The sequence below is a fragment of the Pandoraea sp. NPDC087047 genome (assembly GCF_044745225.1).
In the GTDB taxonomy this organism is placed as follows: domain Bacteria; phylum Pseudomonadota; class Gammaproteobacteria; order Burkholderiales; family Burkholderiaceae; genus Pandoraea.
In genome coordinates this window covers 144,644-170,131 of the sequence record NZ_JBIUZU010000009.1, presented here as the reverse complement: position 1 = coordinate 170,131, position 25,488 = coordinate 144,644, and the positions used below count along the sequence as shown (strand labels likewise).

At 63.5% G+C, this 25,488-nt stretch carries 22 protein-coding genes and 1 pseudogene; 12 read left to right on the top strand and 11 right to left on the bottom strand.

Features of this window, described 5'->3' with window-relative positions:
• The first annotated feature begins 178 nt into the window (after positions 1 to 178).
• The 3 genes from ACIPHM_RS18625 to ACIPHM_RS18615 all read left to right on the top strand — a co-directional run bounded on the left by ACIPHM_RS18625 (position 179) and on the right by ACIPHM_RS18615 (position 3,737).
• Positions 179 to 2,482 (top strand): NADP-dependent malic enzyme, encoded by a 2,304-nt coding sequence (locus ACIPHM_RS18625; RefSeq protein ID WP_400331279.1) that lies wholly within the window; start codon positions 179 to 181, stop codon positions 2,480 to 2,482.
• A gap of 303 nt (positions 2,483 to 2,785) precedes the next feature.
• Positions 2,786 to 3,181: a ribonuclease domain-containing protein gene (locus tag ACIPHM_RS18620; protein WP_400331492.1), complete on the top strand. Its 396-nt coding sequence runs from the start codon at positions 2,786 to 2,788 to the stop codon at positions 3,179 to 3,181.
• A 49-nt stretch (positions 3,182 to 3,230) separates the two neighbouring features.
• Positions 3,231 to 3,737: a barstar family protein gene (locus ACIPHM_RS18615; RefSeq protein WP_400331276.1), complete on the top strand. Its 507-nt coding sequence runs from the start codon at positions 3,231 to 3,233 to the stop codon at positions 3,735 to 3,737.
• A 136-nt stretch (positions 3,738 to 3,873) separates the two neighbouring features.
• Here ACIPHM_RS18615 and ACIPHM_RS18610 read toward each other — a convergent pair whose 3' ends face one another.
• From ACIPHM_RS18610 to ACIPHM_RS18595, 4 genes are all read right to left on the bottom strand, one after another.
• On the bottom strand, positions 3,874 to 4,509 hold the full coding sequence (locus ACIPHM_RS18610; protein WP_400331273.1) for a YidB family protein: 636 nt from the start codon (positions 4,507 to 4,509) through the stop codon (positions 3,874 to 3,876).
• 49 nt (positions 4,510 to 4,558) lie between these two features.
• Positions 4,559 to 5,296, bottom strand: coding sequence for a 16S rRNA (uracil(1498)-N(3))-methyltransferase (locus tag ACIPHM_RS18605; RefSeq protein WP_400331271.1), 738 nt, complete (start codon positions 5,294 to 5,296; stop codon positions 4,559 to 4,561).
• Between the two features lie 82 nt (positions 5,297 to 5,378).
• A complete protein-coding gene (locus ACIPHM_RS18600) occupies positions 5,379 to 5,801 on the bottom strand; it encodes a VOC family protein (RefSeq protein ID WP_400331270.1) in 423 nt (140 codons plus the stop codon).
• 145 nt (positions 5,802 to 5,946) lie between these two features.
• Positions 5,947 to 6,879, bottom strand: a complete 933-nt coding sequence (locus ACIPHM_RS18595) for a polyamine aminopropyltransferase (protein WP_400331268.1) — start codon at positions 6,877 to 6,879, stop codon at positions 5,947 to 5,949.
• A 197-nt stretch (positions 6,880 to 7,076) separates the two neighbouring features.
• On the opposite strand from ACIPHM_RS18595, the gene tkt reads away from it, so the two are divergent.
• Both tkt and gap read left to right on the top strand, forming a co-directional pair.
• Positions 7,077 to 9,089, top strand: a complete 2,013-nt coding sequence (gene tkt / locus ACIPHM_RS18590) for a transketolase (protein ID WP_400331267.1) — start codon at positions 7,077 to 7,079, stop codon at positions 9,087 to 9,089.
• Between the two features lie 28 nt (positions 9,090 to 9,117).
• Entirely contained in the window at positions 9,118 to 10,128 is a 1,011-nt protein-coding gene (gap, locus tag ACIPHM_RS18585) for a type I glyceraldehyde-3-phosphate dehydrogenase (RefSeq protein ID WP_400331264.1), read from the top strand.
• 177 nt (positions 10,129 to 10,305) lie between these two features.
• On the opposite strand, the gene fur is transcribed toward gap, so the two are convergent.
• The gene (gene fur, locus ACIPHM_RS18580; protein ID WP_400331262.1) at positions 10,306 to 10,737 is read right to left on the bottom strand and encodes a ferric iron uptake transcriptional regulator; all 432 of its coding nucleotides are present in this window, start codon (positions 10,735 to 10,737) and stop codon (positions 10,306 to 10,308) included.
• A 248-nt stretch (positions 10,738 to 10,985) separates the two neighbouring features.
• On the opposite strand from fur, the gene ACIPHM_RS18575 reads away from it, so the two are divergent.
• From ACIPHM_RS18575 to ACIPHM_RS18545, 7 genes are all read left to right on the top strand, one after another.
• A complete protein-coding gene (locus tag ACIPHM_RS18575) occupies positions 10,986 to 11,618 on the top strand; it encodes an outer membrane protein assembly factor BamE (protein ID WP_400331259.1) in 633 nt (210 codons plus the stop codon).
• 33 nt (positions 11,619 to 11,651) lie between these two features.
• Positions 11,652 to 12,449 (top strand): 4-hydroxy-tetrahydrodipicolinate reductase, encoded by a 798-nt coding sequence (gene dapB, locus ACIPHM_RS18570; RefSeq protein ID WP_400331489.1) that lies wholly within the window; start codon positions 11,652 to 11,654, stop codon positions 12,447 to 12,449.
• Between the two features lie 321 nt (positions 12,450 to 12,770).
• Positions 12,771 to 15,365 carry a leucine--tRNA ligase gene (gene leuS, locus ACIPHM_RS18565; RefSeq protein WP_400331256.1) on the top strand — a complete coding sequence of 865 codons (2,595 nt, stop codon included), beginning with the start codon at positions 12,771 to 12,773 and terminating at the stop codon, positions 15,363 to 15,365.
• Between the two features lie 92 nt (positions 15,366 to 15,457).
• Complete coding sequence (gene lptE / locus ACIPHM_RS18560; protein WP_400331486.1) at positions 15,458 to 16,000, top strand: LPS assembly lipoprotein LptE; 543 nt, start codon at positions 15,458 to 15,460, stop codon at positions 15,998 to 16,000.
• A gap of 37 nt (positions 16,001 to 16,037) precedes the next feature.
• On the top strand, positions 16,038 to 17,117 hold the full coding sequence (gene holA / locus ACIPHM_RS18555; RefSeq protein WP_400331253.1) for a DNA polymerase III subunit delta: 1,080 nt from the start codon (positions 16,038 to 16,040) through the stop codon (positions 17,115 to 17,117).
• Positions 17,118 to 17,269: 152 nt separating this feature from the next.
• The gene (locus ACIPHM_RS18550; RefSeq protein WP_400331250.1) at positions 17,270 to 18,538 is read left to right on the top strand and encodes a glutamate-5-semialdehyde dehydrogenase; all 1,269 of its coding nucleotides are present in this window, start codon (positions 17,270 to 17,272) and stop codon (positions 18,536 to 18,538) included.
• 13 nt (positions 18,539 to 18,551) lie between these two features.
• Complete coding sequence (locus tag ACIPHM_RS18545; protein ID WP_400331247.1) at positions 18,552 to 19,187, top strand: HutD family protein; 636 nt, start codon at positions 18,552 to 18,554, stop codon at positions 19,185 to 19,187.
• An 88-nt stretch (positions 19,188 to 19,275) separates the two neighbouring features.
• Here ACIPHM_RS18545 and ACIPHM_RS18540 read toward each other — a convergent pair.
• The 6 genes and pseudogenes from ACIPHM_RS18540 to ACIPHM_RS18515 all read right to left on the bottom strand — a co-directional run.
• Positions 19,276 to 19,536 (bottom strand): annotated as a pseudogene (locus ACIPHM_RS18540) (hypothetical protein); the annotation flags it as partial.
• 262 nt (positions 19,537 to 19,798) lie between these two features.
• Positions 19,799 to 21,364 (bottom strand): bifunctional phosphoribosylaminoimidazolecarboxamide formyltransferase/IMP cyclohydrolase, encoded by a 1,566-nt coding sequence (gene purH / locus ACIPHM_RS18535; protein WP_400331245.1) that lies wholly within the window; start codon positions 21,362 to 21,364, stop codon positions 19,799 to 19,801.
• Positions 21,365 to 21,449: 85 nt separating this feature from the next.
• A complete protein-coding gene (locus ACIPHM_RS18530; protein WP_400331242.1) occupies positions 21,450 to 21,683 on the bottom strand; it encodes a Fis family transcriptional regulator in 234 nt (77 codons plus the stop codon).
• Complete coding sequence (gene dusB / locus ACIPHM_RS18525) at positions 21,680 to 22,708, bottom strand: tRNA dihydrouridine synthase DusB (protein WP_400331239.1); 1,029 nt, start codon at positions 22,706 to 22,708, stop codon at positions 21,680 to 21,682. Before dusB ends, ACIPHM_RS18530 begins: the two co-directional genes overlap by 4 nt.
• Before the next feature lie 110 nt (positions 22,709 to 22,818).
• Positions 22,819 to 24,096: a UbiH/UbiF/VisC/COQ6 family ubiquinone biosynthesis hydroxylase gene (locus ACIPHM_RS18520; protein WP_400331483.1), complete on the bottom strand. Its 1,278-nt coding sequence runs from the start codon at positions 24,094 to 24,096 to the stop codon at positions 22,819 to 22,821.
• 37 nt (positions 24,097 to 24,133) lie between these two features.
• The gene (locus ACIPHM_RS18515; RefSeq protein ID WP_400331236.1) at positions 24,134 to 25,468 is read right to left on the bottom strand and encodes an aminopeptidase P N-terminal domain-containing protein; all 1,335 of its coding nucleotides are present in this window, start codon (positions 25,466 to 25,468) and stop codon (positions 24,134 to 24,136) included.
• Between the last annotated feature and the right edge of the window lie 20 nt (positions 25,469 to 25,488).

Below are 25,488 nucleotides of genomic sequence, written 5' to 3'. Positions count from 1 at the left end.
ATGCGGGCGATGGTGCAATGCAGCGTTGAATTTGCGCAGGATTTTCACCACTATCGATCAGGAAATGCTTCAGCGCAGGTGCGGCCCTTATCCGTTTTTTGCATAAATGACGTGAATAAATGGGGCTACAATTCGCACTGAAATTTTGACCCCTTCTGTTCGCCAAGAGCTTCCCCTCATGCCCACGCCGATCGATCCGAAACTGCGCGAAGCTGCGCTCGAATATCACGAATTCCCCACCCCCGGCAAAATCGCCATCGCGCCGACCAAGCAGTTGCTCAACCAGCGCGATCTGGCGCTGGCGTACTCGCCGGGCGTTGCTGCTGCGTGTGAGGAAATCGTGGTCGACCCGCTCAATGCGTCGCGCTATACGGCACGTGGCAATCTGGTCGGCGTGATCACGAACGGCACGGCCGTGCTTGGACTGGGCGATATCGGTCCGCTGGCGTCCAAGCCGGTGATGGAAGGCAAGGGCGTGCTCTTCAAGAAGTTCGCCAATATCGACGTGTTCGATATCGAAATCGACGAAAAGGACCCTGAGAAGCTGGTCGACATCATCGCCGCGCTGGAGCCGACGTTCGGTGCGATCAACCTTGAGGACATCAAGGCGCCCGAGTGTTTCATCGTGGAGCGCAAGCTGCGCGAGCGCATGAAGATTCCGGTCTTTCACGACGATCAGCACGGCACGGCTATCGTGGTCGCAGCTGCGCTCATTAACGGTCTGAAGGTCGTGGGCAAGGACCTGGCGTCGGTCAAGGTGGTGACGTCCGGCGCCGGCGCTGCTGCGCTCGCGTGTCTGGACCTGCTCGTCGACATGGGGCTGCCCCTGGAGAACATCTGGGTGACTGACCTCGCGGGCGTGGTGTACGAGGGCCGTACCGAGTTGATGGATCCGGAAAAGATTCGTTTCTCGCAAAAGACGGACGCGCGCGGACTGGCCGACGTGATCGGCGGTGCCGACGTGTTCCTCGGCCTGTCGGCCGCCGGTGTGCTCAAGCCGGAAATGGTCAAGACGATGGCCGACAAGCCGCTGATCTTCGCTCTGGCCAATCCGAACCCGGAAATCACGCCGGAACTCGCGAAGGAAGTGCGTCCGGATTGCGTGATGGCCACGGGCCGCACGGACTATCCGAACCAGGTCAACAACGTGCTGTGCTTCCCGTTCATCTTCCGCGGTGCGATCGATGTGGGCGCAACCACGATCACACGCTCGATGGAAATCGCCGCGGTGAACGCGCTGGCCGAACTGGCGCGTCAGGAGCAGAGCGATATCGTCGCGTCGGCTTACGGCATCAAGAATCTGTCGTTCGGCCCGGAGTACCTGATTCCGAAGCCCTTCGATCCGCGTTTGCTGGTCAAGGTCGCCACGGCGGTTGCCGAGGCGGCAATGGCTGCGGGTGTCGCAACGCGTCCGCTCGCGGATGTCGACGCCTACTCGCAGTCGCTCCAGCAGTTCGTGTATCACAGCGGCGGTCTGATGAAGCCGCTGTTCTCGGTGGCGCGCAGCGTGGCCGCTGACAAGAAGCGCATTGCCTTCGCGGAAGGTGAAGAGGAGCGCGTCCTGCGCGCCGTGCAGGTGCTCGTGGACGAGCGCGTAGCCACGCCGATTCTGGTGGGCCGTCCCGCCGTGATCGAGCATCGCATCGAGCAATACGGTCTGCGTCTGACGCCGGGTGTCGACTTCACCATCGTCAACCCGGAACACGACGAGCGTTATCGCGATTACTGGGAGACCTACCATCGCCTAACGAACCGTAAGGGCGTGACGGCTTCGTACGCGCGTGTCGAGATGCGCCGCCGTACTACGCTGATCGCGGCCATGCTGGTGAGCAAGGGCGAGGCGGACGGTTTGATCTGCGGTACGGTGTCCACGCCGGGCCGTCACCTGCACTTCATCGATCGCGTGATCGGCAAGCGCGAAGGTGGCAATGTGTACGGCGCGATGAACGCGCTGATTCTGCCGAACCGTCAGATCTTCCTGGTCGACACGCACATCAACCAGGATCCGAGCGCCGAAGAATTGGCCGAAATCACGCTGATGGCCGCCGAAGAGATTCGCCGTTTCGGCATTCAGCCGAAGGTGGCGCTGCTCTCGCACTCGAACTTCGGCACGAGCGAAGCGAATTGCGCCCGCAAGATGCGTGAAACGCTGGCGATTCTGCAGGATCGTGCGCCAGAGCTGGAAGTTGACGGCGAAATGCACGGAGATTGCGCATTGGACCCGGAGTTGCGCGCACGCATCATGCCGGATTCGACGCTGACCGGTGCAGCCAATCTGCTGGTCATGCCGAACATCGACGCTGCCAATATTGCCTACAACCTGCTCAAGACGGCTGCGGGCAATAACGTGGCGATCGGGCCGATCCTGCTGGGGGCGGCCAAACCGGTGCATATCCTGACCGAGTCCGCGACGGTACGTCGTATCATCAACATGGCCGCGCTGGTGGTGGCCGATGCGGCGGCGCAACAAGAAGGTCGATGATCCGGTAAGCGCCGCGGGCAGTTCGCCGCCGTTTCGCGCACGTTAGCCGACAAAATGAACAAAACGCCGCACCTTTCGGAGCGGCGTTTTGTCTTTCGGGCGTTGCGTTTTGTGCATCGTATATTGCCATGTGTGCGCTTACTGTCGGGAAAAAGCCTTTGTTTTCATGAATTTGTCGAACGGTTTGGTTGCAAAATGTAAGCCGACATTGATTCTCGGGAGCAATAGCGATAACCTTACGGCTTCACCCACCAGAACGGGCCCGCAGCGCACATAGGCGCCGGGCGACAGCTAGCTATGACAATGGCACGTTGGCTTCACCGGAGCATCGTGGCACTGACTGCGGCGGGTAGTGTCTTTCTGGGGGCCAATGCTGTGGCGCGTGAAATCGCGCCATACGTCACGGATCAAACAGCAACAGTATCCGTTGCCGAGTTGCCTCGCGAAGCGCAGCGCACGCTGTCGCTGATTGCCCAGGGCGGGCCGTTTCCCTATGCCAAGGATGGCATCACGTTCGGGAACTACGAAAAGCGCCTGCCCAAAATGCCGCGTGGCTATTACCATGAATACACGGTGCCGACTCCCGGTGCCCGCAATAGAGGTGCCAGGCGCATCATCTGCGGCGGTGACCAACGTGCGGTAGATCCGTGTTACTTCACCCAAGACCACTACAACAGCTTTAGACGCATAAGGGAATGACAGCAGCATGAGTGAGCCGGTTTTCGCACAAGAACGCGGGAAAGATCTTATGGCAGATCCATTCGGTGCGGGCGAGGGCAACTTGTTCAAGCAGGTGCTGGGCCTGCATGCTGTAGCGCGGGCCGGCCACCGCCGTACCTTATCGGAAGAGGGAGATATGAGTCTTTTCAAGACCGTCAGGCCGAATATCGTGCAGTCGATCCGCGCATTCCGCGTGCCGGAACTGGCCGCAGAGGCCGAGCGACTCGGGCAGCACTTCCTGTACGCCAATTGTTCGCAGGCGCAGAGCAAGGCCGAGGTGCTGGAGACGATCGCCACATCGTTCCTGTTTCCGAAGCATTTCGGCAAGAACTACGACGCGTTGCACGATTGTCTGACCGATTTGGTGAGTCACTGCGGCCCGCAGCCGGGTTTCGTTGTCGTGCTCGAAGGCTTGCCGGTTGTCACGAAATTCGACAAGGATGGCCGCGAAACGCTGCTCGAAGTCTTCCGCGATGCGGCAGAGTTCTGGAGCGAACGGCGCGTGAGTTTCCGCGTTTTCTACTCGTTCGCTTAAGTTCGGCAGATCGTTCGTATAACGTTTGCGAAAGTGACGGGGTGCGGGATGCCGGGAACGGCTGTCGCGAAGAAAAAAGGTCCGCATTGCGGACCTTTTTTATGGGCTGACGAAGCGTGCCCGTCGATCAGATCGATCAGGTCTTATGGCCGCCGAGAAATTGCTGGGCCAGTGAAGCCAGATCGAGTTGTCCCTCGGGGAGCGCACCGTTCGGCGTGAGGTGATTGATGACCTGCGGCAGAAGTGATGACAGCTCCTGTGCGGCCTCGCCCTCGGACACACCTGCGGTGCTGGCCAGTTGCTGCAATTGACCGCCGGGCCCCAGGGCCTGCGTCACCTGATCGGGGCTGACCGGTTGATTGTCCCCAGTGCCGACCCAGGACTTCACGGCCTCGCCCAAACCACCCTGATTCAGCATTTGCGTCAGACCGCCCAGGCCGCCGAGCGCGCCGACCAGGTCGCCGGGGGAAGTCGTCGGGGTGCCGGCGCCGGCCGACTGGGATTGCGCGCCGCCGAGCAATCCGCCCAGCAGACCGCCGAGCCCACCGGCACCACCCGCTCCCGCGCCACCACCCAGCACGCCGCCAAGGGCGCCACCGAGAGAGCCGAGCAAACCGCCGCCCTCGCCGCCTTGTCCCTGCGCATTGCTCGAGCGGCTGGCAATCATCGCCAGCAAGCCCATCAGTAGCATCGTCTTCGTACTGAAGCCGCCGCTGCCACCACCGGCTTGATTGCCGGACCCACCACCGAGAATGTTGTCGAGGATACCCATGACGATTGCTCCTTTAGGCTTGTGAGGCCATTTTTCGAATCATCGATGCTTACCAACCGCCCCAGCGGGCGGCCAATGCAGCGAGTACCGCAATGCCCGCCGTTTCGGTTCTGAGGATACGTTCTCCGAGACGAATCGCCGTGAATCCGGCCTGCTGCGCGAACGCCTCTTCCTGCGGTGCCAGCCCGCCTTCCGGGCCGAAGAGCAACACGCCAGGCTGAGACGGCGCTTCCCGCGGGAGTGAATCGAATCCGCAGTCTGCTCTGGGTGACAATAGCACACGCCATGCGTCGCTTTTGATGACATCCCGATCACCCAGCCAGGCGTTGATCGGACGAATCGGCAACACCCGAGGCACCCGGTTTCGTCCGCATTGTTCGCATGCGGCCTGCACCAGCGCTTGCCAATGCGCAACGCGCTTTGCGGCACGTTCTCCGTCAAGACGAATGACCGAACGCTCAGTGGAGAGCGGTTGAATCTCCGTCACCCCAAGTTCGATGGCCTTCTCGATGAGCCAGTCCATCTTGTCGCCGCCCGCGATGCCCTGTGCCAGGGTGATGCGATAGGGTGTCTCGGCTTCACGCGCGTCGTGCTCGCCGAGCTGCGCCGTCGCATGACGCTTTTCCAGCGTAGTCAGCACTGCCGGATATTCGCCGCCGGTGCCATTGAATAGCGTAAGCGCATCGCCGGTTTTGAGGCGCAATACTTGAGCGTGGCGAACGACGGTCTCGGGAAGGTCGAGGAGGGCGCCGGCATGCAGCGGCGCATCGATAAAAAAGCGAGGCATTCGGGCGATAGAGGAAGAAGGGCTGCCGGTCACGACGTCGGGGACAGAAGCATACCCCAACGCAGATCCGGCACGGACTGAGTTAGCTACGCGGCGCGATCGGCCGGGCGAAGCCCCAGCGATACCCATCAGGGTCTTCCAACTGACAGAAACGATCGCCCCAGAACTGGTCGCTAGGCGGCATCAGTCCCTTGGCGCCAGCAGCCGTGGCGCGGGCATAAAGCGCATCGACGTCCTCCGTATACACATAGAAACTCTGCGGCGCTTCGACGCCCGAAGTCCGCGGCGTGCGTGCTGTGCTCCCGAATGCGCCTTCCGGGGCGAACATCAGGATCAACTGTCCCTGATAGAACATTTCCACATGCATGACGGCACCGTCGTCGTCCACTATGTCGTGCACGGTGAAGCCGAATGCCTGCGCGTAGAACGTCGCGGCCGCCCGAGCGTCGCGCACGGTCAGATAGGGCGTCAGCCAAGGCACATGGGACGGGCGGGGATCGGACATGACAGTGCTCCGTTGAGTCCGTCGGCGAGGAGGGTCGAAGGAACACGCCGACTGTCGTGACAAGTGCTCAATATACAAGGAACGCGTGTCCGCTTCATCCGTGCTGGCCGCTTGCGCCGTGCAAGAGGATATCGAACGGTGTCGACTATCGACGTGCAGGCATGTTTTCTCCGAGGATGGCGCGCAATTCGGGGGAGATGTCGAAAAGTACGGCATGCCGCGATGGCGCGTAGTGCCGCAAGCCGTTCAGCCCAGTTGGGAGTGTGCCGGCGGTGAGGGCATCGATGTCGCGCATGTCGAGCGAGTCGCTGGCCAGCGCGAGCGCCCACTGCGCGCCATACAGCGGCACGTAGGCGGTCATTGGCCGGACGAACGTGAATACCGAGCGTAGCGCATCGAGCATGCGGCGTACCTGAAGGCCTTCGAACCACGGCGCGCCGAGTTGCAGGGTGATGCCGCCGCGTGGGCCCAGCAAGGTGCGCACTTTGGCGAAGAACGGCGCATCGTGCAGCGACGCCGCGTCGCCATCCGCTTCCGTCAGATCGAAAATCACGGCGTCGAATCGTTCGCCGCGCGCGAGCGCCGCGTCGACCAGATCGCGGGCGTCGCCGATGACAAGCGTGGTGCGCGGATCGTCGAACGCCCCGTTTGCCAATGCCGGCATGTGCTGCAGGATCGTGGCGGGCACCTGCGGGTCGAGCTCTGCGACGACGACTTCGCTAACGCTCGCGTGACGCAGGGCCTCGCGTGCCGAGCCGCCGTCTCCGCCGCCGAGTATCAGCACCCGGCGGGCGTTGCCGTGCGCGAGCAATAACGGATGCACCATGCATTCGTGGCAGATGTGTGCGTCGGCCAGCGAGGCCATGAAGCGGCCGTCGAGCCGGTATGCCCGCCCCAGTTCGCCGAACGCCGGCAAGTCCACGACTTCAATGTGTTGATGAGACGACGTCGTGGCAAATACAGGGTGCGCGGCGAACGTATAACCGGCCCATTGTCCGATGTTGGCGCTGTAAGGCCGGGTGGACGGGGGTGTCGGCAAGTCGGATTTGCCTGCGGGGGGGATACGTTTTTCGGACATTGGCAGGGCAACTTTCTCTAATTTGGGTCGATCGCGTCACTTCTTCGCATGATTCCACGTTCCCGTCAGTTGAGGAAGTTCGCCGTGAACGACCCGGGCGAGGGTCGATTCTGGTAAAATCCCGGTCTTTTCCCGCATTTGAATTTCGCGCGGCAGCTCGCGGCATCGGGGCACGCCCGCTCTTCCGGCTGGTCACCATGACGAACTCCTCTCCTGCTACGGCTGCGCTGATGGCCTCTGCCATTCGCGTCCTCTCCATGGACGCGGTCCAACAGGCCAACTCCGGTCACCCTGGCGCGCCGATGGGCATGGCTGATATCGCGGTCGCTCTCTGGGGCCGCCATCTCAAGCACAATCCCGTGAACCCGCATTGGGCCGATCGCGACCGCTTCGTGCTGTCGAACGGCCACGGCTCGATGCTGATCTACTCGTTGCTGCATCTGACGGGTTACGACTTGCCGATCGAAGAGCTCAAGCACTTCCGTCAACTGCACAGCAAGACGCCAGGTCACCCCGAAGTGGGTATCACGCCGGGCGTCGAGACGACCACGGGTCCGCTGGGTCAAGGCATTACCAATGCCGTCGGCTTCGCGCTCGCCGAGGCGCTGCTCGCCAAGGAATTCAACCGTCCGGGCAACGACATCGTCGATCACTATACGTACGCGTTCCTCGGCGACGGTTGCCTGATGGAAGGCATCTCGCACGAAGCCTGCTCGCTGGCCGGCACGCTGCGTCTGAACAAACTCATCGCACTGTACGACGACAACGGCATCTCGATCGACGGTGACGTCGAATACTGGTTTGCCGACGACACGCCGAAGCGCTTCGAAGCGTATGGCTGGAACGTGATTCGCGGCATCGACGGCCATGACGCCGACGCCGTGGACGCCGCCATCGCACAAGCCAAGACGTCCGATCGTCCGACGCTGATCTGCTGCAAGACGCTGATCGGCAAGGGCGCACCGAACAAGGAAGGCGGTCACGACGTGCACGGCGCGCCGCTGGGTGCCGATGAAATCGCGGCAACGCGCGCTGCGCTGGGCTGGAAACTGCCGCCGTTCGAAGTGCCGGACGACGTCTACGCTGCGTGGGACGCCAAGGCCGCCGGTCAGCAAGCCGAAGCCGCGTGGAACGAGCGTTTTGCCGCGTATCGCAGCCAGTTCCCGGTCGAAGCCGCAGAGTTCGAGCGTCGTATGAAGGGCGAACTGCCGGGCGACTTCAAGTCGGCTGCCGCCGCGCTGATCGCCAAGACCAACGAGAAAGCCGAGACGGTGGCGACCCGCAAGGCGTCGCAACTCGCCATCGAAGGGCTCGCCGCCGTGCTGCCGGAATTCCTGGGCGGCTCGGCCGACCTGACCGGCTCGAACCTCACGAACTGGAAGGCCAGCAAGGCCGTGCGTGCAAACGCAGAAGGCGTGCAGTTCGGCAACCACATCAACTACGGCGTGCGTGAGTTCGGCATGAGCGCCATCATGAACGGCATTGCGCTGCACGGCGGTTATATCCCGTTCGGCGGCACGTTCCTGACGTTCTCCGACTACAGCCGCAATGCGCTGCGTATGGCGGCGCTCATGAAGCTGCGCTCGATCTTCGTGTTCACGCACGATTCGATCGGTCTGGGCGAAGACGGCCCGACGCACCAGTCGATCGAGCATGTCTCGAGCCTGCGCCTGATTCCGCAGATGGACCTGTGGCGTCCGTGCGATACGACCGAAACGGCTGCCGCGTGGGTGGCTGCCGTGGAGCGTCATGATGGCCCGTCGAGCCTGGTGCTCAGCCGTCAGAATCTGCCGTTCGTCTCGCGCAGCGATGCGCAGATCGCCGATATCCGTCGTGGCGGCTACGTGCTGCGCGATGTGGCCAATCCGCAGATCGTGCTGATCGCGACCGGCTCGGAAATGGATCTGGCGCTCAAGGGTGCCGAAGCGCTGGCGGCCGAAGGGATTGCGGTGCGCGTCGTGTCCATGCCGTCGACCAACGTGTTCGATCGTCAGGACAAGGCCTACCGCGAGAGCGTGCTGCCGCGCGGTGTGCCGCGTGTGGCTGTCGAAGCCGGTGTGACGGCGTTCTGGCATAAGTACGTCGGCCTGGAAGGCGGCGTGGTCGGCATCGACACCTTTGGCGAGTCGGCCCCGGCCGGCGTGCTGTTCAAACACTTCGGCTTCACCGTCGACCACGTGGTCGCGACGGTCAAGTCCGTGCTTGGCTGATTTCGTTAGACCTTACGGAGATACCCCCATGACCATTCGCGTCGCTATCAACGGCTACGGCCGTATCGGCCGCAACGTACTGCGTGCCCACTACGAAGGTGGCAAGAAGCACGATATCGAAATCGTCGCTATCAACGATCTCGGCAATGCACAGACGAACGCTCACCTGACGCAATACGACACGGCGCACGGCAAGTTCCCGGGCACCGTGACGGTCGACGGCGATTACATGGTCGTCAACGGCGACAAGATTCGCGTGTTGGCCAACCGCAACCCGGCCGAACTGCCGTGGGGCGAGTTGGGTGTGGACGTCGTGCTCGAGTGCACGGGCTTCTTCACCACGAAGGAAAAGGCCAGTGCCCACTTGAAGGGCGGCGCGAAGAAGGTCATCATCTCGGCCCCGGGCGGCAAGGATGTGGACGCGACGATCGTGTTCGGCGTGAACGAAGGCGTGCTCAAGTCGACCGATACGGTCATCTCGAACGCTTCGTGCACTACGAACTGCTTGGCACCGCTGGTCAAGCCGCTGCATGACGCGATCGGTCTGGAAACGGGCCTGATGACCACCGTTCACGCTTACACCAACGACCAGGTGCTGACGGACGTCTACCACGAAGACCTGCGTCGCGCCCGCTCGGCCACGATGAGCATGATCCCGACGAAGACGGGCGCTGCCTCGGCCGTCGGTCTGGTGCTGCCGGAACTCAATGGCAAGCTCGACGGCTATGCCATCCGCGTTCCGACGATCAACGTGTCGATCGTCGACCTGTCGTTCGTTGCCAAGCGCGACACGACGGTGGACGAAGTGAACGCGATCCTGAAGGAAGCGGCCGAAGGCCCGCTCAAGGCCATCGCTACGTACACCACGGCACCGCTGGTGTCGGTCGACTTCAACCACAACCCGGCTTCGTCGAACTTCGACGGCACGCTGACCAAGGTGTCGGGCCGTCTGGTGAAGGTCGGTTCGTGGTACGACAACGAGTGGGGTTTCTCGAACCGCATGCTCGACACGACCGTTGCGCTGATGGCTGCCAAGTAAGTTGCGGTAAGCCGATCGCTGCGATCAACGAAAAACGCCCGATGGAGACCATCGGGCGTTTTTCTTTTGTGCATCGATCCGCGAGATGCGGAACGCAACGATTTCGGCAGAGGCCAGCATTCGCTGTGCCGTTGTGCGACTTCCTAAAACTTACGTTGCAGGGCGTCGCGCAACCGCTCAGCTTTTCTGACGATGCGGGCAGGGATCCTTCGAGCAGCTACCGTACATCGCCAGCGAGTGCTCCTGGAGCGCGAAGCCGCGTTCCTTGGCAATCAGTTTCTGACGGCGTTCGATTTCGGCGTCGAAGAACTCTTCGACACGGCCGCAGTCCAGACACACCAGGTGATCGTGGTGATGCCCTTCGTTAAGTTCGAAAACGGCCTTGCCGGATTCAAAGTTGCTGCGCGACAATAGCCCGGCTTGCTCGAATTGCGTCAGCACACGGTAGACCGTGGCCAGGCCGATATCGAGATTTTCACCGAGCAGATGACGATAAACGTCTTCGGCGGTCAAATGGCGCACCTCGCTGTTCTGGAAAATCTCCAGAATTTTGAGGCGCGGAAGCGTGGCTTTCAGTCCGATATTTTTCAAATCGGCGGGATTCGGCATCGCTCTACGTCCCTAGAGTACAATACAGCCCCAATAATAATGCCTTTTTGCCTTGCCCGGGCGCAAACCGGGGCAAACGGGACGGTTGTGCCGTCAACGGGGGCGATGTGGCGGCGCGCCCGGCGTGCCGGATCAAGTTCGATTTTTTTGAAAGCGAGTCAGATTTGCGTCGTTATCTCTCCCTTCCGTTCTCTGTCTGCGCAGCGGCAGCCTTCCTGGCTCTGGCCGGCTGCTCGACGTATGACAGCATGACCGACAAAGTGATCGGCGTTGTTACGCCGTATCGAATCAACATCGTGCAAGGCAACTTCGTCTCGAAGGAAGCCTACGATCAGCTCAAGGCCGGCATGACGCGCGATCAGGTGCGTCAACTGCTCGGTACGCCGCTGTTGACGGACATTTTCCATGCGAACCGCTGGGATTACGTCTTCTACTTCAAGCGTGGCAACGCTTCGGTGGTGCAAGAGCGCCACCTGAAGGTGTACTTCGAAGGCGATGAGCTGGCCCGTTGGGAAGGCGGCGAGAATCTGCCGACCGAGTACCAACTGGTGCAGGAAATCGACGGCCAGAAGGGCAAGACCGTGAAGACGGAAGCTCCGGCACCGTCGACCGCCAGCGCGGCTGCCGCCGAGGCGGCTGCACCGTCGCCGGATGCCGCAGCCGCTGCGCCGACGGCCACGCCTGCTGAGACCAACGCTGCCACCGTGTCGACGGACGCCGCCGCCAACGTGGCTGCCGCTGCCAAGCCCGCCGCACAACCCTCGCCGTCCCCCGCGCCTGCCGCCGGTAACGGCACCTCGGGTGGCACGGGTACGGGCACCGGGCTTGTCCCATCGCCGCGCGTGACCTCCGGTGGCGGCCTGTTCTCGATGCCTCAGTAAGCCTGTCAGAAAGAAGACGAAAGAATCACCATGATGAAGATTGCGATTGCTGGCGCCTCCGGCCGTATGGGCAGGATGCTGATCGAAACCGTGCTGGCGGCTGACGATGCCGAACTGGTCGGCGCCCTCGACCGTGAGGGCAGCCCGGCACTCGGGATCGATGCCGGCGCTTTCCTGGGCCGCGACACCGGCGTGAAGATCACCGCCGATCTCGACGCTGCGCTTGCCAATGCCGAATACCTGATCGACTTCACGCGTCCGGAAGGCACACTGGCGCATCTGGCTGCCGCGCAAAAGCACGGCGTGAAGATGATCGTCGGCACCACCGGCTTCTCGGAAGACGACAAGGCGCGTCTCGCGAAGGGCGCCGAGCGCGTGGCCGTGGTGTTCGCACCGAATATGAGCGTGGGCGTGAACGCCACGTTCAAGCTGCTCGAAGTCGCGGCAAAGATCCTGAGCACGGGCTACGACATCGAAATCATCGAGGCGCACCATCGTCACAAGGTCGATGCCCCGTCGGGCACGGCATTGCGCATGGGCGAAGTCGTGGCCGAGGCACTGGGTCGCGATCTGAAGGAATGCGCCGTCTATGGCCGTGAAGGTGTGACCGGCGAGCGCGATCCGTCGACCATCGGTTTCGCGACCGTGCGCGGTGGCGATATTGTTGGCGATCACACGGTGCTGTTTGCCGGCATCGGCGAGCGCATCGAGATCACGCACAAGTCGTCGAGCCGTCTGTCGTATGCACAGGGTTCGCTGCGTGCCGCCCGCTTCCTCGCCCAACACGAGACGGGCCTGTTCGACATGCAGGACGTGCTGGGTCTACGCTGATCCGGCGCCGGGTCGCCGGTGGAGCGTGGGGTGTCGATTGAGACGCCGAGCGCTGCGCCGGGCGGCACTGGGTGGCGCCGGAACGCATCCGAGGCCGCCCTCGCGGCATGTTCCGCCGCAGGTCGCACAACGCGCCTGCGGGGCCGGAAGCCAAAGCGACCCAAAGGCTTTACCCCTCGCCAACGTCACGCCGAATCCACTCCCGGCGGCGTTATAATCATCGTTTTCCCCGGATCTGCCCTGTAATTCCTGCGTGCTGCGCACCCGATGCGGCGCGCCAATGGGGCCGGAGCCGAGCCGAATCCTATCCGCCGACCCATCATGCAAGAAAAATACGTTCCCGCCGACGTCGAAGCCTCCGCCCAGTCCCACTGGCAGGCCATCGATGCCTACAAGACCACCGAGCGCGCGGACAAACAGAAATTCTATTGCGTCTCGATGCTGCCGTATCCGTCGGGCAAGCTGCATATGGGGCACGTGCGCAACTACACCATCAACGACGTGATGTACCGTCAGATGCGCATGCGCGGCTTCAACGTGCTCATGCCGATGGGCTGGGACGCGTTCGGCATGCCGGCGGAAAACGCGGCAATGGCCAACGCCGTTCCCCCGGCCAAGTGGACGTACGACAATATCGATTACATGAAGAAGCAGATGCAGGCCATGGGCCTGGCGATCGATTGGTCGCGCGAAATCGCCACCTGCAAGCCTGAGTACTACCGCTGGAACCAGTGGCTGTTCCTGAAGATGCTCGAGAAGGGCGTCGTCTATCTGAAGACCGGTACGGTGAACTGGGATCCGATCGATCAGACCGTGCTCGCCAACGAGCAGGTGATCGACGGCCGCGGCTGGCGCTCGGGCGCGCTGGTCGAGAAGCGTGAAATCCCGATGTACTACATGCGCATCACCGAGTACGCCGACGAACTGCTCGGCGACCTGGACGACCTCGGCTGGCCCGAGCGCGTGAAGGTGATGCAACAGAACTGGATCGGCAAGAGCTTCGGCGTGAACTTCGGCTTCCCGTATGAACTCGACGGCGAGCAAAAGCTGCTGCGCGTGTTCACCACGCGCGCCGACACGATCATGGGCGTGACTTTCGCCGCAATCGCCGCCGAGCATCCGCTGGCAACGCGTCTGGCCGCCGATCGCCCGGACTTGCAGGCGTTCATCGCCGAGTGCAAGCAGGGCGGCGTGGCCGAGGCCGACATCGCCACGATGGAAAAGAAGGGCATGCCGACGGGCTTCTTCGTCACGCATCCGCTCACGGGCGACAAGGTCGAAGTGTGGATCGGCAACTATGTGCTGATGGGTTACGGCGAAGGCGCCGTAATGGGCGTGCCGGCACACGACGAGCGCGATTTCGCGTTCGCGCGCAAGTACGGCCTGCCGATCAAGCAGGTCGTGGCCGTGGAAGGCGAGACGTACTCGACCGACGCCTGGCAAGCCTGGTACGGCGACAAGGAAGGCGGCAAGCTCGTCAATAGCGGCAAGTACGACGGTCTGGGCTTCGCGGCCGCCATCGACGCCATCGCGGCCGACCTCAAGGCGCAGGGCGCCGGCGACAAGCAGGTCACGTTCCGTCTGCGCGACTGGGGTATCTCCCGTCAGCGTTACTGGGGCACGCCGATCCCGATCATCCATTGCGAGACGTGCGGCCCGGTGCCCGTCCCCGAGAAGGATCTGCCGGTCGTGCTGCCGGAAGACCTCGTGCCGGACGGCACCGGCAACCCGCTGGCGAAGTCCGAAGCGTTCCTCAAGTGCGATTGTCCGAAGTGCGGCAAGCCCGCACGTCGCGAGACCGACACGATGGACACGTTCGTGGACTCGTCGTGGTACTTCTCGCGCTACGCCTGCCCGGACGCCGAGACCATGGTCGACGAGCGCACCGATTACTGGATGCCGATGGATCAGTACATCGGCGGCATCGAGCACGCGATCCTGCACTTGCTGTACTCGCGCTTCTGGACCAAGGTCATGCGCGATCTGGGGCTGGTGAGCTTCAAGGAGCCGGCGCAAAACCTGCTCACGCAGGGCATGGTGCTCAACGAAACGTTCTATCGCGAAGACGTGTCGGGCAAGAAGACGTGGTTCAACCCGCTCGACGTGCAAGTGCAGTTCGACGACAAGGGCCGCCCGGCGGGCGCCACGTCGAAGGCTGACGGCGCCGACGTGACGCTCGGTGGCATCGAAAAGATGTCGAAGTCGAAGAACAACGGTGTGGATCCGCAATCGCTGATCGATCAGTACGGTGCCGATACGGCTCGTTTGTTCGTGATGTTCGCCGCACCGCCCGAGCAACAGCTCGAATGGTCGGGCGCCGGTGTGGAGGGCGCGAGTCGTTTCCTGCGTCGTCTGTGGGGCTTCGGGCAGTCGCAGGCTGCGCTGCTGCGTCAGGCGGACGCCGCCATCGACACGGCCAATCCGGCGGCTCAGGCGCTGCGCCTCGAGATTCACAGTGTGCTCAAGCAGGCCAATTACGACTACCAGCGTGTGCAGTACAACACGGTCGTGTCGGCGGCGATGAAGATGCTCAACGCCATCGAAAGCGACAAGGGCGCGGCGGGTGCCGGTGCGGTGCGCGAGTGCTACGGCATTCTGCTGCGCGTGCTGTACCCGGTCGTGCCGCACGTCACCCACGGTCTGTGGGTGGCGCTCGGCTACGCGGCACAATCCGGCGATCTGCTCGACGCATCGTGGCCGGAAGTCGACGAAGCGGCGCTGGTGCAGGACGAAATCGAACTCGTGTTGCAAGTGGCGGGCAAGGTCCGTGGTGCTGTGCGTGTGGCGAAGGACGCCTCGCGCGAAGCCATCGAGCAGGCCGCACTCGCGCACGAAATGACCGCCAAGTTCGGCGAAGGCAAGCCGGTGAAGAAGGTGATCGTCGTGCCGGGCCGTCTCGTGAACGTGGTGGTCTGAGCCGTAGGCTGAGCTGAGGATCCGGGGCGGTAGCGATTGCCGCCGTCGACGATTTGATGACGTTTGGTGACAAGAGGGCACATTTCGTGCAAATGACATCCGGGCAACGAGGCGTCGGTGCGACGCGCAGGATTTTCGGCTGGATCGCGCTGCTGGGCTGCGCGCTGGTGCTTTCCGCCTGCGGCTTCCAGCTGCGCGGCTCGAGCGAGTACGCGTTCCATCGCCTGTACATTTCGGGCGGCGGCCAGATGGCCACCGATATCTCGCGTTATATCCGCTATGGCAGCAAGGGGACGGTCGTGGTGACCAATCCCAAGGACGCCGATGCGCGTCTCGAGATCGTCAACACCACGGCTTCGCGTACGGCGGTCAGTCTCGATTCGAACGGACAGGCACGTGAGTACGAAATGCGCAGCTCCTATACCTTCCAGCTCGTGACGCCGGATGGCAGGCCGATCATTGCGTTGAACACGATCCGTCTCACGCGTAACCTGCCGTATAGCGATAGCGAATCGACCGCGCGCGATGCGGAAGCCGCGCTGCTCAATCGCGACATGCAGAAGGACGCCGTCGACCAGATCATCCGCCGCATGGAAGCGGTGAAGTCCATGCCGGCGCTGAAGCCGGAAGAGTAACCCCCGAACCGCTCTCAGGAAGCCTGCGCTCACTGCCATGCAACTGCGTCCCGACGCGCTCGACGCGCACCTCGCCAAGACCCTCTCGCCGATCTATACGATCTACGGCGACGAGAGCCTGCTCGTGCAGGAGGCGGTGGATCGCGTGCGCGCGGCGGCGCGTGCCGGCGGTTACACCGAGCGCGACGTGCTCAGCGTCGAGCGCGGCTTCGATTGGGGCGCACTCATCAACGCCGGGCAGTCGATGTCGCTGTTCGGTGATCGCAAGCTCATCGAATTGCGCGTGCCGGGCGGCAAGCCGGGCAAGGAGGGTGGCGCGGCGCTCAAGGCGCATGCCGACGCCGTGAACGGCGACGTCCTGACCATCATCACGCTGCCCAGGCTCGATGCCGCCGCCAGCAAATCCGATTGGTTCACGGCGCTCGATCGCGCGGGTGTGACGCTCAAGATCGATCCGGTCGAACGTCATCGTCTGCCGGACTGGATCGCGCAGCGTCTCGGCGCGCAGGGACAACGTGTCGAGGCCGGCGAGCCGGGACGACGCGTGTTGCAGTTCATCTCCGATCGCGTCGAGGGCAATCTGCTCGCGGCGCATCAGGAAATTCAGAAGCTCGGCTTGCTGTATCCTCCGGGCGCGCTCGCGTTCGAACAGGTGCAGGACGCCGTGCTCAATGTCGCGCGTTACGACGTCTTCAAACTCAGCGAAGCGGTGCTGGCGGGCGATGTGGCGCGTCTGGTGCGCATGCTCGACGGATTGCGCGGCGAAGGCGAGGCCGCTCCGCTCGTGCTGTGGGCGCTGACCGAAGAGGTTCGCACGCTCGCCAAGATTACGCGTGGTATGGCGTCGGGCAAACCGCTCGCCATGCTGTTGCGCGAATACCGTGTCTGGGGGCCGCGCGAACGCCTGATGGAACAGGCGGTCAATCGCGTCACTGCCCCCATGCTGGCGCAGGCTTTGCAGTTGGCCGCGCGTCTGGACCGGCAAGTCAAAGGGCTGCGGGCCGACGGCCTGCCCGGCGATCCGTGGGACGGCATGCTGCAACTCGGCCTGCTGCTCGCCGGCGAGCGACCGCCGATGGCGCGTTCCGCTCGCGCACCGCGTCCGGTGCACGCGTAGACCGCGCCCCGAATTCTCTGCCGAAGCCGTGCCTCTCGAGGCACGGGAGCCGCGCCAGCAAGATGTCCCCAATTGACGGACAATCTGGCGCATCACCGGCGACAGAAACATCCACCATAAGCCGATAAGCAAGCCGACAAGCCTCCGACGATATGGATATCAAAGCCTACATGCAATCGCTGGGCCAGCGTGCCCGTGAGGCGTCGCGCGCCATGGCGCGTGCCGACACCGCAGCCAAGAATCGCGCGTTGCTCGCGATTGCCGACGCCATCGAGCGCGACGGTGCGAAATTGCAGGAAGTGAACCAGCGGGATCTCGAACGCGCTCGTGCCAATGGGCAGGACGCCGCGTTTATCGACCGTCTCACGCTCTCCGACAAAGCGTTGCGCACGATGATCGAAGGCCTGCGTCAGATCGCCGGTCTGTCCGATCCCATCGGTGAAATCAGCAACGTGCGCGTGCAGCCGAGCGGCATCCAGGTCGGCCAGATGCGCGTGCCGCTGGGTGTCATCGGCATCATTTACGAATCGCGTCCGAACGTGACCATCGACGCCGCAGCGCTTTGCCTCAAGTCGGGCAACGCGACCATTCTGCGCGGCGGCTCGGAGGCCATCGAAAGCAATACGGCGCTGGCGGCGCTCATTGCCGGCGCGCTCGCCGCGAGCGGCTTGCCCGGCGACGCCGTGCAGGTAGTGAGCACGCCCGATCGCGCTGCGGTCGGCGAACTCATCACGATGACCGAGTATGTCGACGTGATCGTGCCGCGCGGCGGCAAGAGCCTGATCGCGCGCCTGATGCAGGATGCGCGCGTACCGATGATCAAGCACCTCGACGGCATCTGCCACGTGTATGTCGACGGCCGCGCCGATCCGGTCAAGGCGCTGGCCATCTGCGAGAACGCGAAGACGCACCGCTACGGCACGTGCAACACGATGGAGACGTTGCTCGTCGATCAGCAAGCCATTGGTCAGTTGCCGGCCATTGCCCGCATGTTCCAGGGCAAGCAAGTCGAACTGCGCGGTTGCGAGCGCACGCTCGCCGTGCTCGCCGAGGCGGGCGTGAGCGGTGCGATTGCCGCGACCGAGGAAGACTGGTCGACCGAGTATCTGGCGCCGGTGCTGGCCATCAAGATCGTCGACGGCATGGCCCCGGCCATCGCCCACATCAATCGCTACGGTTCGCATCACACCGATGCCATCGTCACCGAGAGCTACACCGACGCCATGCAATTCCTGCGTGAAGTCGATTCGGCGAGCGTGATGATCAACGCGAGCACGCGTTTCGCGGACGGTTTCGAATTCGGGCTGGGCGCTGAGATCGGCATCTCGAACGACAAGTTGCATGCCCGCGGTCCGGTGGGTCTCGAAGGGCTGACGAGTCTGAAGTACGTCGTGTTCGGGCACGGCGAAGTCCGCAAATAAGCGCGCGCCTCGCATGGAACTGCAAGCACTCGGCCCGGCCGATTTTCAGAAGATGCCGTGGAAGAACGGCTTGGGCGTGACGACGGAACTTGCCGTCGCACGACGTCCCGGCGAAGACGGCTTCGATTGGCGTATCAGCACCGCGACCGTTGCGGCGCCGGGGCCGTTCTCGGTATTTGCGGGCATCGACCGTTCGCTGGCGATTGTCCGCGGCGGAACGCTCGCGCTCAAGGTCGAAGGCCGTCCGGACGTTACGCTCACAACGCGCACGCCGCCGTACGCCTTCGGTGGCGAACTGGCGGTGAGCAGTACCCCGTCGCTCGAGACGGCCGGTGTGCCTATCGACGACTTCAACGTCATGACGCGCCGCACCGACTGGCAGCACACGCTCGCGCAGCATCGCCTTGAAGGTGAGGGGCTGACGTGGACGCTGCCGGCAGGAAGCAATGCCATCGCGTTCCTGTACTGCGCGCACGGGCAAGTGCGGGTGACTTTTCTCGATGGCCGGACGCTGAGCGTGCCTGCGCACCACGCGCTTCGCGTAGACGGCATGCAAGACATCGACGGTGGCACCGTGTGTGAGCTGCAAGCCGACGCGAGCCCCACCGACGTCTTCCTGACCACGCTCTCGCGTCTCGCGCGTAGCTGAGTGCTAGCGCAGCCTGTGCGCGGCTCGACCGACCGCACAGGCTCGCAGGAGAACAAAAAGGACACCCTCGGGTGTAATGCCGTTCAGTTAAGGTCTTTTTGAGGTGCCGGACGGTATAGCGAAATGGCCTGGACTTGACGACCCGAGCGCAACTGCGCCCGGGTCGTTTTTCGTTGGGAAGTTGTTTAAGCCGCTCGCGCAGGCGAGTGAGCAGTGCGGGAAGTTTGCCGTATGAGCGCGTGACTGCCGCCTTGAACCGTCTGCGATCACTTAGCGAAGTCCGCAGTACCCGCTGTCGGCCACGCCTATCGACAGCCAATACCACTCGGGTTTGCCAGAACTCCGGCACTGCCGCTGGCGTGCGCCGTATGCACAATCCATTCGTAGGGCAGAGGCTGCCCGAGCCGACTCCAATCGAGCGGCGGTTGCGATTCGACAAGAGGGCGTAGGTCATCGAGCAGCATGGCGATGAAAGCTAACATCGCTGCGCGCTGCTTACAATCGCCATGCCCATAAAAAAGGCCGTTCAGTGGCTTAACTGAACGGCATTACACCCGAGGTTGGCCTTTTTATCGACGGATGACCCCGGCGAGGGCCATCACGGCGAAGGCTTAGTGACGGAAGTGACGCGTGCCCGTCATCAGCATGGCGACGTTGTGCTCGTCGGCTGCGGCGATGACTTCTTCGTCGCGCATCGAGCCGCCCGGGTGAATCACGCAGGTAGCGCCGGCGGCGACCACCACGTCGAGGCCGTCACGGAACGGGAAGAACGCGTCCGACGCCACGGCCGAGCCCTTCAGCGACAGACCGGCATTCTGTGCCTTGATGCTGGCGATACGGGCCGAATCCACACGGCTCATCTGACCAGCACCCACGCCCAGCGTCATGCCGCCCGCGCAGAACACGATGGCGTTCGACTTGACGTACTTCGCCACGCGCCAGGCGAACAGCAGATCGTCCATTTCCTTCGGCGTCGGATGACGCTTCGTGACCACGCGCAATTCGTGCGGCGCCACGTTCTTTGCATCCGGCGATTGGACCAGCAGGCCACCGCCAACACGCTTGAAGTCGTACTGATTCACGCCGTTGCCCAGCGGCACTTCCAGCAGGCGCACGTTCTGCTTCGCGGCGAAGACCTGCTTCGCGGCTGCGCTGAACGACGGGGCGAGCAGCACCTCCACGAATTGCTTGGCCACGGCTTGCGCGGCGGCTTCGTCGACTTCGCGGTTAAAGGCGATGATGCCGCCGAAAGCCGACGTCGGATCGGTCTGGAACGCCTTCGCGTAGGCGTCGGCCGCCGAAGCCGCCACGGCCACGCCGCACGGATTCGCGTGCTTGATGATGACGCAGGCCGGCGCTTCGAACGTTTTCACGCATTCCCACGCCGCATCGGCGTCGGCGATGTTGTTGTACGACAGTTCCTTGCCCTGCAACTGGCGATAGTTCGCGAGCGCGCCGTCGGGCGTGGCGATGTCGCGGTAGAACGCAGCGCTCTGATGCGGGTTCTCGCCGTAGCGCATGTCCTGCACCTTGGTGTACGCAAGGTTCAGGGTGGCCGGGTAGGCCGAGCGCTCGCTGTGACGCAGCGATTCGCCCAGGCTCGTCAGGTAGTTCGTGATCGCGCCGTCGTACTGGGCGGTGTGGGCGAATACCTTGGTGGCCAGACGGAAGTTCGTGGCGTAACCGACGGTGTTGCCGTTCGCCTTCATTTCGTCGAGCACCACGGCGTAGTCGGCCGGGTCGACGATGACGGTGACGTCGCGGTGGTTCTTCGCTGCCGAGCGCAGCATGGTCGGGCCGCCGATGTCGATGTTCTCGATGGCGTCTTCGAGCGAGCAATCGTCCTTGGCCACCGTCTGCACGAACGGATACAGGTTCACGACGAGCAGGTCGATCGTCGGAATGCCGTGCGTGTCGAGCGCGGCCATGTGCTCGGGCAGATCGCGACGCGCCAGAATGCCGCCGTGAACTTTCGGATGCAGCGTCTTCACGCGCCCGTCGAGCATTTCCGGGAAGCCGGTGTAGTCGGCCACTTCGGTCACTTTCAGACCAGCGTCAGCCAGCAGTTTGGCGGTGCCGCCAGTGGAGAGAATCGACACGCCCTGAGCAGCGAGCGACTTGGCGAAGTCGACGATGCCGGTCTTGTCGGAGACGGAGATGAGAGCTTGCTTGATCATGACGGACGATAGTGAAGCGGCAAAAACGGACGGGTGGGCGCGAAGAGACCGGGGCGGTCAGGGCTGCGAAGGGCGAATGCCGTCCTTATAGCAGGCCGTGTTGCTGCAACTTCTTGCGCAGCGTGTTGCGGTTGATCCCCAGATAATCCGCGGCGAGCGACTGGTTGCCCTCTGCCCTGTTGAGCACGAACTCGAGCAGGGGTTTTTCGACGGCCAGGACGACCATATCGTAGACATCGGTTGGTTGGGCGCCGTCCAGATCCTGGAAATACGCATCCAGACTGTCGCGCACACATTGTTCTATGATGGTTCTGCTCATGCGGCTAATAGCTCCCTCGGAGATTCTTGTTCATAGCAGAGGCGGTCCGAGTGCGCCTTCTGCTGTTCGAAAAACTCGTTGACCACAGCCAACTGTTCCTGCGTGGTGTCGAGCGTATTCATACGCTGGCGGAACGCGGCTGCCCCCGGCAGGCCACGCGAATACCACGCGATATGTTTCCGCGCGGTCCGCACACCGGTGTACTCCCCGTAAAACTCGTAATGGTCTTCGAGGTGTTCGTTCATGATCTGCTGGATCTCGTCGACGCGCGGCGGCAACGCGATCTCGCCCGTCGTGAGAAAGAGTTCGATGTCACGGAACAACCAGGGACGTCCCTGCGCCGCCCGGCCGATCATGATGGCGTCGGCGCCCGTGACTTCGAGCACATGCCTGGCCTTCTGCGCCGACGCGATATCCCCGTTGGCGACAACCGGAATGCGCGCGGCGGCCTTCACGGCGGCGATGGTCTCGTATTCGGCGTCGCCGTGATACAGATCGGCGCGCGTACGGCCGTGCACGGTAAGCATGCTGATGCCGCAGTCTTCGGCGATACGCGCGACGGTGAGCGCGTTCTTATGCTCGCGATCCCAGCCCGTGCGAATCTTCAGCGTAACGGGCACGACATCGCCCACGGCACCCACGACGGCGGACACGATCCGGGCGACCAGCGGCTCGTTCTGCAACAGCGCTGAGCCGGCGGCCACATTACAGACCTTCTTGGCCGGACATCCCATGTTGATGTCGATGATCTGCGCACCGCGCTCGACGTTGTGACGCGCGGCTTCGGCCATCATGGCCGGGTCGGCGCCTGCGATCTGCACCGAGATCGGGGCGACTTCGCCCGCGTGATTGGCGCGGCGCATGGTCTTCTCGCTCTTCCACAACTGCGCGTTGGAGGCCACCATTTCCGAGACGGCATAGCCCGCCCCCAGTCGTTTGCACAACTGGCGGAATGGCCGATCCGTCACACCCGCCATGGGGGCGACGAACAGGTTATTGCGGAGTTCGTGGGGGCCGATACGCACGATGAAGGGGAAAAGCCGGGAAAAAGATCGCTATTTTACTGCGAAAACCCGTCCTCGTCGCCTAAAAATTGTGCAATATTCCCGGCGGTCCCGCCGGGAAGGCCGCCGGTTCAGCCGCGTTGGCCGAACATCATCTGACGGGCGAATGCCGTCTTGAGCGGGGGGACGAGGTCCAGACCGGCGAGCGCCATGCCGCGCAGGAGGGCGACCGGTGTGGCGTCGATGCCGAAGATGCGGGGCAGCAGATCGGTGATGCGGATCGTGAGACCCCGGTCGGCGCGACGGCGGCGAGCGAAGGCGGTGAGGGCGGCCGGACCGGGCACGCCCTGGTGGGTCGTGGCGGTGCGGGCGTCGTGTATGAGGGTGTCGGCCAGGTCGAAGGCGTCGCGCAGGCCGAGGTTCAGGCCCTGTCCGGCCACCGGATGGAGGGTCTGCGCCGCATTGCCGATGGCGGCGACGCGCCCGTCGACCGGATGCCCGAGGGCGTTCAGGCCGAGCGGGAAGCCGGCGCGACCCGTAATCGACGTGAACTGGCCCATGCGGTCCCCGAACGCTTTGTGAAGCGCCCCAAGGAACAGCGCGTCGTCCATTTCGCGACGGCGTTTCGCTTCGTCATGCGAACAGCACCACACCAGCGCATAGCCGTTTTCCTGCGGCAACAGCGCAAGTGGGCCGTCGGACGTGAAACGCTCCCACGCCCAGCCCGGACGCGGCCGTTCGCAGGTGACGAAGCCGACCAGCGCCGTCTGCCCGTAATCGCGAGCCCGCGCACGGGACGTCTGTCCCTCGAAAAGCCCTCCCTCGGCGTTCACGGCGAGCGTGGCGTGCAGCGTGTGGGCATGATCGTCGCTCGACGTGCCGAGCGTGATCGTGACTTGCTGCGAGTCCTGACGCAGCGCAATCGCGCGATAGGGACGGAAGTGATGCAGGCCCGCGGTGTCTACGTCCAGCGTGTCGGGCGACGACACGTGCGGTGCGTGCTCGAAGCGTGCGGGCAACTGCGCCGTTGCGGTGTCCAGCGCCCGCATCAGCGCGCCGTATCGCACGACGTAACCCAAAGCGGGCACGGCGTGATCGCGCGCGTCGATTTCGGTGCTGCCGAAGCGCTGCGCCTGCGACACGTGGATATGCTGAATCGGCGTGCCGTTCAGTGCGCCGCGATCGTGCGGCCAGGCGCCGGCGCGCGTCAGGATCTCGCGGCTGCCATGCGAGAGAGCCAGCGTGCGCGGGTCGTCGTAACCGGACTGCGGGCCGCGAGCGTCCACCAGAGCGATACGCAACTGCGGCGCGCGTTGCGCCAGCAGCAGGGCGAGCGCCGTGCCGACCGGACCGGCGCCGACGATGGCGACGTCGAAACGACCGGCGCAACGCTCGTTCGCAGGGCGCATGTCGGAAGCGCAAACCTGAGCGGTTGTCATCGAACGCTTATCGATCGCGCATGAGCGCTTCGATTTCGTCGGCGTCGACCGGCACGTCGCGCGTGAGCAGCGTGCAGCCGTCGGCGTTCACAACGGCATCGTCTTCGATACGGATACCGATGTTCCAGTAACGCTCGTCGATGTCCGGTGCCGGACGCACGTAAATGCCCGGCTCGATGGTCGTCACCATGTTCGCTGCCAGCGTGCGCCACGGACGCTCGCCGTTCGGGCCGTCTTCACGGTATTCGCCGCAGTCGTGCACATCCATGCCGATCCAGTGCCCGGTGCGGTGCATGTAGAAGCGGCTGTAAGACTTGTTGGCGATGACATCGTCGAGACTGCCAACGGCGTCGCGCTTGAGCAGGCCCGTGTCGAGCATGCCCTGGGCGAGCACGCGAACGGCGGCTTCGTGCGGTGCGTCGAAGCGCACGCCTGCGCGGGTCGCGTCGATGGCCACCTGCTGCGAGGCGAGCACGATGTCGTACAGCTCGCGCTGCGCCGGGGTGAACTTGCCGTTGGCGGGGAACGTGCGGGTGATGTCCGAAGCGTAACCGTCCAGCTCGCAGGCGGCATCGATCAGCACCAGATCGCCGTCGCGCAACTCGGCGTCGCCGGCGCGATAGTGCAGCACGGTCGCATTTGCGCCGGTGGCGACGATCGAACCGTACGCGGGAAACTGCGAGCCGTTGCGGCGGAATTCGTAGAGCAGCTCGGCTTCCAGATGGTATTCACGCAGGCCGACGCGCGACGCCTTCATCGCACGCACGTGGGCGTCGGCGGAAATCTTGCCCGCGCGGGCCATGATGTCGAGTTCGGTGCTGTCCTTGACCAGACGCATCTCGTCGAGAATCGTGCGGATATCGCGTGCGGCAGACGGCGCCGACACGCCGGTGCGGCTTTGTGCACGCACGGCGCTCAGCCAGTGGCGCACCTGACGATCCTGCTGCGCCGATGCGCCGAGCGCGTAGAACAGGGCCGGGGCGTCGGCCAGCAGTTGCGGCAGACGCGTGTCGATCTCGTCGATGGGATAGGCGGCGTCGAAGCCGAAGGCCTCGCGCGCGGCATCGGGGCCGAAGCGGTAACCGTCCCAGATCTCGCGCTCTTCGTTCTTGGCGCGGCAGAACAGGATCGAATGCCCCGTGCGGCTGTCGAGCACGACAACCGCTTCGGGTTCCGTGAAGCCCGACAGGTAATAGAAATAGCTGTCGTGACGATACGGGTAGTCGCTGTCGCGGTTGCGCGGCACTTCCGGCGCCGTGGGCAGGATGGCGACACCGCCACCGGCCTTGCGCATCTGTTCGATGACTCGCTCGCGGCGGGCACGGTACGGGGAATCAGACATCGCGGGCTCCATTTCGGGGT